This is a genomic window from Sphaerochaeta sp. S2, from assembly GCF_016406725.1.
Lineage (GTDB): Bacteria > Spirochaetota > Spirochaetia > Sphaerochaetales > Sphaerochaetaceae > Sphaerochaeta.
Window position 1 is genome coordinate 1 of sequence record NZ_JAEKNT010000210.1, and the last position, 6,671, is coordinate 6,671.

General features: G+C 53.4%; 7 protein-coding genes. All 7 read right to left on the reverse strand.

Annotated features, from left to right (window positions below; all coding sequences use genetic code 11):
- Positions 1-281: 281 nt before the first annotated feature.
- Positions 282-1,046: a glucose 1-dehydrogenase gene (locus tag JF818_RS05875; protein WP_198891054.1), complete on the reverse strand. Its 765-nt coding sequence runs from the start codon at positions 1,044-1,046 to the stop codon at positions 282-284.
- A gap of 2 nt (positions 1,047-1,048) precedes the next feature.
- Positions 1,049-2,074 carry a transaldolase family protein gene (locus JF818_RS05880; RefSeq protein ID WP_198891055.1) on the reverse strand — a complete coding sequence of 342 codons (1,026 nt, stop codon included), beginning with the start codon at positions 2,072-2,074 and terminating at the stop codon, positions 1,049-1,051.
- A 96-nt stretch (positions 2,075-2,170) separates the two neighbouring features.
- On the reverse strand, positions 2,171-3,055 hold the full coding sequence (garR, locus tag JF818_RS05885; protein ID WP_198891056.1) for a 2-hydroxy-3-oxopropionate reductase: 885 nt from the start codon (positions 3,053-3,055) through the stop codon (positions 2,171-2,173).
- 11 nt (positions 3,056-3,066) lie between these two features.
- Positions 3,067-4,005 (reverse strand): transketolase family protein, encoded by a 939-nt coding sequence (locus JF818_RS05890; protein ID WP_198891058.1) that lies wholly within the window; start codon positions 4,003-4,005, stop codon positions 3,067-3,069.
- The gene (locus tag JF818_RS05895) at positions 4,002-4,850 is read right to left on the reverse strand and encodes a transketolase (protein ID WP_198891060.1); all 849 of its coding nucleotides are present in this window, start codon (positions 4,848-4,850) and stop codon (positions 4,002-4,004) included. The genes JF818_RS05890 and JF818_RS05895 overlap by 4 nt, the downstream gene beginning before the upstream one ends.
- Positions 4,851-4,882: 32 nt before the next feature.
- Positions 4,883-5,635, reverse strand: a complete 753-nt coding sequence (locus tag JF818_RS05900; RefSeq protein ID WP_198891061.1) for a glucose 1-dehydrogenase — start codon at positions 5,633-5,635, stop codon at positions 4,883-4,885.
- Positions 5,636-5,647: 12 nt separating this feature from the next.
- Positions 5,648-6,671: tripartite tricarboxylate transporter permease (locus JF818_RS05905; protein WP_198891063.1), on the reverse strand; the 1,024-nt coding region annotated here is incomplete at its 5' end.

A 6,671-nucleotide genomic window follows, 5' to 3' on the forward strand; every position in this document is an offset into this window, starting at 1 on the left:
CCTCAAAGCCCTCTTCTTCCAAATAGGTAGCAAAACGTTCAGCAACCAATTCGGGCTCATGACCATCCCAACCACCAACAAGTAACAATGCTTTTCTGGTATCCGACATATAACCTCCTGAATGTTCTCTTTACACAGTATGGTTTCTTATCTACCAGAAATAAATGTCATATATTGCTTTTCCCTATATTCTATTGACTTCCACGCATACATGAAAAACAGCTGCCTTGTGATCAAGAGATCAGAAAGCAGCTGCATATCCAATACTGATTGAGAAATCACTATCTACTCAGATATCCACCATCGACAGGAAGCATGATACCACAGACATAGTCTGATGCGTCACTGGCAAGATACACTGCCGCTCCTGCCATATCTTCCGGCTGTCCCCAGCGTTTGGCTGGAATACGCTGACTCAGCTCAGCAAACCGCGCTTCATCATTTACCAAGGCCGTATTTATTGGGGTTGCCATATATCCTGGGGCAATACAGTTCACATTGATACCCAAGGAGGAGAGCTCGTTGGCCATCGTCTTGGTCATCTGCATCACCGCCCCTTTTGCTGAACAGTACGCAACGGTATTGATTCCCGCAGCAACCGAGTTCACCGAAGCAATATTGATGATTTTGCCCTTTCCCAATTTCACCATCAGGTTTCCAGCCCACTGGGCCAAGTCAAAAACACTGGTCAGGTTGAGTTCGATCACCTTGTCCCAATCTTCCATGGGGAACTCAAGGGCAGGATGTCGGATCTGGATACCTGCATTGTTGACAATGATATCCAGTCTCCCTTCCAGCCTTTTCTCGACTGCTTGCTTCAATTCAGAACGTTTTTTGCGGTCAAGCAAGTCACACATTACAGCTTCTGCTTGCAGCCCTTGTTCCCTAAGCTCCTCAGCTTTCTCCACTACCTTTGGGTTGATATCCACCAATATGACAAAGGCTCCAGCCTCAGCAAGACCTTTTGCCATTCCCCATCCCAATCCTTGGGAGGAGCCAGTGACTAGCGCGTTCTTTCCAGTTAGATCAAACGGATTTCTCTTCATGGTTATACCTCATAGGAGAGCAACGGCTTCCATCCATCGTTGATGAATTGGTCGGTGGTCCGGTTGCAACTTCCGAAGGTTATGAATGCTTCTTCATCCATACCCTCCTCTTCATAGGCTTTCCTGAACTCACCAAGGGTCATCAATCGGTCGATGACATCCTGCTCTACAGGCTTGTCAATCTGGGTTTCATATGGACCTTCCTCACTAAGCAATTCATCCTGAATTCCTTTGGAGATGGACATAATCATTTTTGCCCCTGAGAGGGCGGTTACATGGTATGCACCACGGCAACCTGCAGGCATAAGAACGGTATCATAGCCCCGCTCTGCAAAAAGTTTGTATGCTTTTTTGATACAGGCTGTACCTGCTTGCCTGATATCTGATTCACTGACTAGGGACTCTTGATCCTGGGCAACATCACGCAGGTAATCATCCAGACGGCCGACCATCAGGACCGCAATGGTGAGAGGTTCCTTGATTCCTGCCCGTCTTGCACGTTCCTTTCCCCGTCTTGCAGCCTCGGCTACCTTGAGTACCTGGGGAACAGTGAAACTCACTGTTGCAGCAACATTGAAACCGAGGGCGACACACTCTTCATATGCCTTGATACCTGCCTTGGTTGCAGGGAGTTTGATAACCACATTCTTATACCAAGCTGCATACTGCTTTGCTTGGGCAAGCATGTAGGAATAGTCACCGGTTTTCAGGGGACTGGTCTGTGCGCAGACATATCCATGTCCGAATCTCCCGTTCTCATGCATGGAAGTAAACAATTCTGCATAGTGGCCAGTGACCGCCTTGATCAAGGCAAGTGCTTTTTCATCACCCTTCTTATTCTTGGCAAGAGACTGTACGCGTTCCTTCCACACCTCTGGATACGCCTGCAGTGTCTGGTTAACCAGGAAGGGATTGGTGGTCATCCCTACCGCTCCAAATGAAAATGCTCGCTCTTGTTCCTCAATATTGGCAGAGTCATGCCACCATATTGAGTCTGTCTCACTGGAAAGCCATTCTAGATAATTCATGCAACCCTTCTTAAAAACCCATCAATGAGTATCGATGGGATGATTCATAAAATTGGGTCAGAGTCCTTTAAAAAAAACTCTGACCCAACACAATTATTACTTACGAACCTCAATGCCCGCTTCCTTCTCATACCACTGGACAAGCCCGCCGTGGTCGTCAGAACCCTTGCCGTCTGAGGAGAGGGACCTCATCATCTCGATGATCGAGTCTGAGAGAGGTGTCGGGGTCTTCACCGTTGCTGCGGTGTCAAGCGCGTTCTGCAGGTCCTTGATGTGCAGGTCGATGCGGAACCCGGGCTTGAAGTTCCCGTCCAGCACCAAAGGCGCCTTCGCATCGAGGACCGTGCTGCCGGCAAGTCCACCACGGATCGCCTTGAACACCTTCTCGGGATCCACGTCGGCCTTGGTTGCAAGCACCAGTGCCTCGCTCATCCCCGCGATGTTCGCCGCCACCATGATCTGGTTCGCCAGCTTGGTCGTGTTCCCGCTGCCGATCTCGCCTACCAGGGTCACACTGCCGCCCATCACCTGCAGGATCGGCTCGACCTGTTTGAAGGTCTCCTCCGGTCCTCCGACCATGATCGCAAGCGTACCGTCGATCGCCTTGGGCTCCCCGCCGGAGACCGGGGCGTCAAGCATGACCACTCCCTTCTTCGCCAGCTCTGCTGCAACCTCCCGGCTCACGATCGGGCTGATGGAGCTCATGTCCACCACCACCAGGCCTTCCCTGGCTCCCTCGATCACTCCACCCTCTCCAAGTACCACTGTCTGCACATGGGGGGAGTTGGGCAACATCGTGACCACCACATCGCTCTGTGATGCCACTTCCTTTGCGCTTGCTGCCTCTGCAGCCCCGGCTGAGACCAGCTCGGCGACCGCTTCCTTGTTGATATCGTTCACGACCAGGCTGTAGCCGGCCTTGATCAGGTTCTTCGCCATGGGCTTGCCCATGATCCCGAGTCCTATGAATCCTATCTTCATCTCTTTGCTCCTTACTTGTCGGCCAGGACGCTCCTGACCTTCTTCGCGACATCCTCCGCCTCCAGGCCGTAGTGCCTGAGCAGGATCTCGTAGTTCTCCGCACTGGTGCCGTAGCGGTCGCCCACTCCCAGCATCTCGATGGGCAGACGGCTCTTGCTGAGCGCCTGGCACACCACGCTGCCAAGTCCGCCGATGACGTTGTGCTCCTCGGCGGTCACCACGCCCTTCACCCCCTCACAGAAGCCGAGCAGGGCCTTGGTGTCCAGCGGCTTGATCGTCGACACGTTCACCACTCTCGCAGAGATGCCTTCCTTTGCGAGGATCCTTGCAGCCTCCATGGACTGCTGCACCATCACGCCGGTTGCGAAGATCACCACATCCCCTCCGTCGACCATCTGGGTCATCTTGCCGATGTGGTACTCCTCGTCGGGGTCGGTCACCACCGGCAGGTCGTTTCGGTTTATGCGCAGGTACATCGGTCCCTTCTCCTCGACCATGGCCCTGACCATCTTCTCGGTCTCCACTGCGTCACAGGGGCTGAGCACGGTCATGTGCGGCAGCACCTGCATCAGCGCGATGTCGTCGATGCTCTGGTGCGTCTTGCCGTCGCCGTAGTCGGAGAGCCCGGCGCTCGAGCCGCAGATCTTCACGTTCAGGTTCGCGATCGTGATCGAGGAGCGGATCTGGTCGTAGGCACGCCCGGAGGCGAACACCGCGAACGAGTTCATGAACGGGATCTTCCCAGTCAGGGAGAGTCCTGCGGAGACCGACGCCATGTTCTGCTCGGCGATCCCCATCTGGAAGTAGCGCTCGGGGTACTCGGCTGCGAACAGCTTGCTCATCGTCGAGTTGCCCAGGTCGGCTTCCAGCATCACGATATCCTTGTTGTCCTTTCCCAGCTCGACCAATGTCTCGCCGTAGGTTGTCCTCAGGCTGTCTGTCGTCCTCATGCCTCTACCTCCTTCCTCATGCTGTCTATGCACTGCCATGCTATCTTGTATTCTTCCTCAGTCATCGCCGCGTTGTGGTACTTCGCCTTGCCCTCCGCGAACGGGAAGCACTTGCCCTTGATGGTGTGTGCCATGATCGCAGTCGGGCCTTCCTTGTATGCCTTTGCAGCATCGATTGCCCCCAGGACCTGCACCATGTCGTGCCCGTCGATCTCGATCACGTTCCACCCGAATGCCTTCCACTTCTCCACCAGGTTCCCGATCGGGAAGATCTCGGCGGTCGTGCTGGTTGCCTGCACCCCGTTCCAGTCCACGAATGCGGTCAGGTTGCTCGCCTTGAACACCGAGGCTGCCATCACGGCCTCCCACACCTGTCCCTCTGCAAGCTCGCCATCCCCCAGGATCGTGTAGACGCGGCTCTCGCTCTTATCCAGGGTAAGGCCCAGGGCAACACCCAGGGATACCGACAGGCCCTGTCCCAGGCTCCCGGTCACCGCCTCGATGCCCGGGGTCTTGTCCATGTCAGGGTGTCCCTGCAGGATACCCTCGAAGGTCTTCACCTTGCCCAGCTCGCCGCGCTCGAAGTACCCCAGCTCGGCAAGGCATGCGTACTGCACCAGCACCGCGTGCCCCTTGCTCATGATCAGCCGGTCACGGCTGGGATCCTTCGGGTCGTTCTTGTTCACCTTCATTGTGTGGAAGTACAGTGCTGCCATCACATCCGCTATCGAACTGCTGCCGCCTAGGTGACCCACCTTGCCGGGGGGGATCATCTCCAGGATGTTTGCTCTTACCTGGATCGCCTTCAGCTGCAGTTCCTTTACCAATTCTTGAGAATAGTTCATCTTCTCGCTCCTTACATGTACAGGAATCGTGTTCAGCAACAGGTCACGCCACCATCTACTGGCAGGGCAACTCCATTGATGAATGAGGCTTCTTCGCTTGCGAGGTACAAAACAGCGTTTGCGACATCATCAGATGTGGCAAGACGTCCCAATGGAACCTCATCAAACCGTTGTTGTTTCTTTACCGGGTCTTTGAACATCTGCTGCACAAGCGGGGTATCGACTGTGCTGGGGTGAATTGAGTTACACCTGATGTTCTCACTTCCGTATCTACTTGCAATGGATTTGGTCAATAGTGTGACTGCACCTTTGGTGGTGGTATACGCCTCAGGGGTGTAGCGGTGCCCGATCAAACCACAGACAGAGGAGGTGTTGATGATTGCCCCACCACCCTGTTTGCGCATGACAGGAATCACATACTTGGTACCGAGGAATACTGAACCAACATTGACGAGCATCATGGTATTGAACTCACTGATGACCATCTCCTCGATGGGCTTTCTGATGTTGATACCGGCGTTGTTCACCAGGACATCAATCCTGCCCTCTTTTGCCACTACTGTATCGATGGTCTGTTTCCAAGCTTCTTCGCTGGTTAAATCCATCTGGATGAAGCTGGCTGCGTACTTGTTCTTGGCAAGCTCTGCTTCCAACTCCTTCCCTTTTTTCTCATCAAGGTCGAGGATATAGAGCTTTGCCCCATGATTACAGAGCAATGCAACCATAACCGCTCCCAGGCCTCCGGCTCCGCCGGTGACCAGGATGACTTTATCTTTCACATTCACAATTAACTTCCTTTATTGTGGTTGGCTGCTGCTGGTTTTCTTTTGCAAGCGGCTGTTTTTAACACCACTGATGAAAATCCAGACAATAGCAAGCATCAATACGATACCGACAGGACGACCCAACAATGGGAGGATTGAACCCTGTCCCTGCATGAGGGCCTGGCGGAAACTGATGTCAGCCGTAGGTCCAAGAATGATTCCCAATACCAGAGGAGCCATCGGATAATTGAGCTTGCGCAGTATGTATCCAAGAATACCGAAGATGAACATGACATGGATGTCAAAGATATTCACGTTTCCGGCATATGCCCCGATGACCGTCAAGGGCACGATGATCGGCATCAAGATCTTCCGGTTTATCTTCAGGATCTTTACCATTGGCTTGGTGAGCAGCAGACCGAATACCAACATCGATGCGGTTGCGATCAAAAGCGTCACTGCAGTCAGGTAGAGGAAGTCCGGGGATTCAAGTGCGAGCATTGGACCCGGCTTGATACCATGGAGCCAGATGGCTGCAAGGAACATGGCCGCTGGGGGAGATCCAGGGACCGCAAGGGTAAGCAGGGGAATCATTGCACCACCGATACAGGCATTGTTTGCTGTCTCAGCTGATGCAAGTCCTTCATAACTTCCCTTTCCAAAAAGATGTCCATGTTTACTGCGTCGCTTACCAACGTCATAGCTGACCCAGGCTGCAATATCCTCACCAGCACCCGGTACTGCCCCGATGCCGCTTCCGATGAAACCAGAGCGTACAGCTGTTGAAAGAACTTGCTTAACCATGCCTCTGTCTGGAAGCACCTTTCCAAGCTGGCTTTCAATTGAGTACGGGACATCTTCCTGCAAGACAGTAAGAATCTCAGAGATACCGAATACACCGATCAAGGCAGGGATCAGGGAGATACCTCCCATCAAGTCATAACTACCATAGGTAAACCTTGGGAACGCATATACAGCGTCCAGACCGATCATGGCGGTAAAGAATCCAAGGAATCCTACAATCCAACCCTTGAGAGGGGTGCTCTGTGTTGAGAGG

What these genes read in the sequence shown, in the direction of transcription:
- JF818_RS05875 (WP_198891054.1), bottom strand. Translation starts at nt 1,046, where the DNA reads ATGAAGAGAAATCCGTTTGATCTAACTGGAAAGAACGCGCTAGTCACT.
- JF818_RS05880 (WP_198891055.1), bottom strand. Translation starts at nt 2,074, where the DNA reads ATGAATTATCTAGAATGGCTTTCCAGTGAGACAGACTCAATATGGTGG.
- garR (WP_198891056.1), bottom strand. Translation starts at nt 3,055, where the DNA reads ATGAAGATAGGATTCATAGGACTCGGGATCATGGGCAAGCCCATGGCG.
- JF818_RS05890 (WP_198891058.1), bottom strand. Translation starts at nt 4,005, where the DNA reads ATGAGGACGACAGACAGCCTGAGGACAACCTACGGCGAGACATTGGTC.
- JF818_RS05895 (WP_198891060.1), bottom strand. Translation starts at nt 4,850, where the DNA reads ATGAACTATTCTCAAGAATTGGTAAAGGAACTGCAGCTGAAGGCGATC.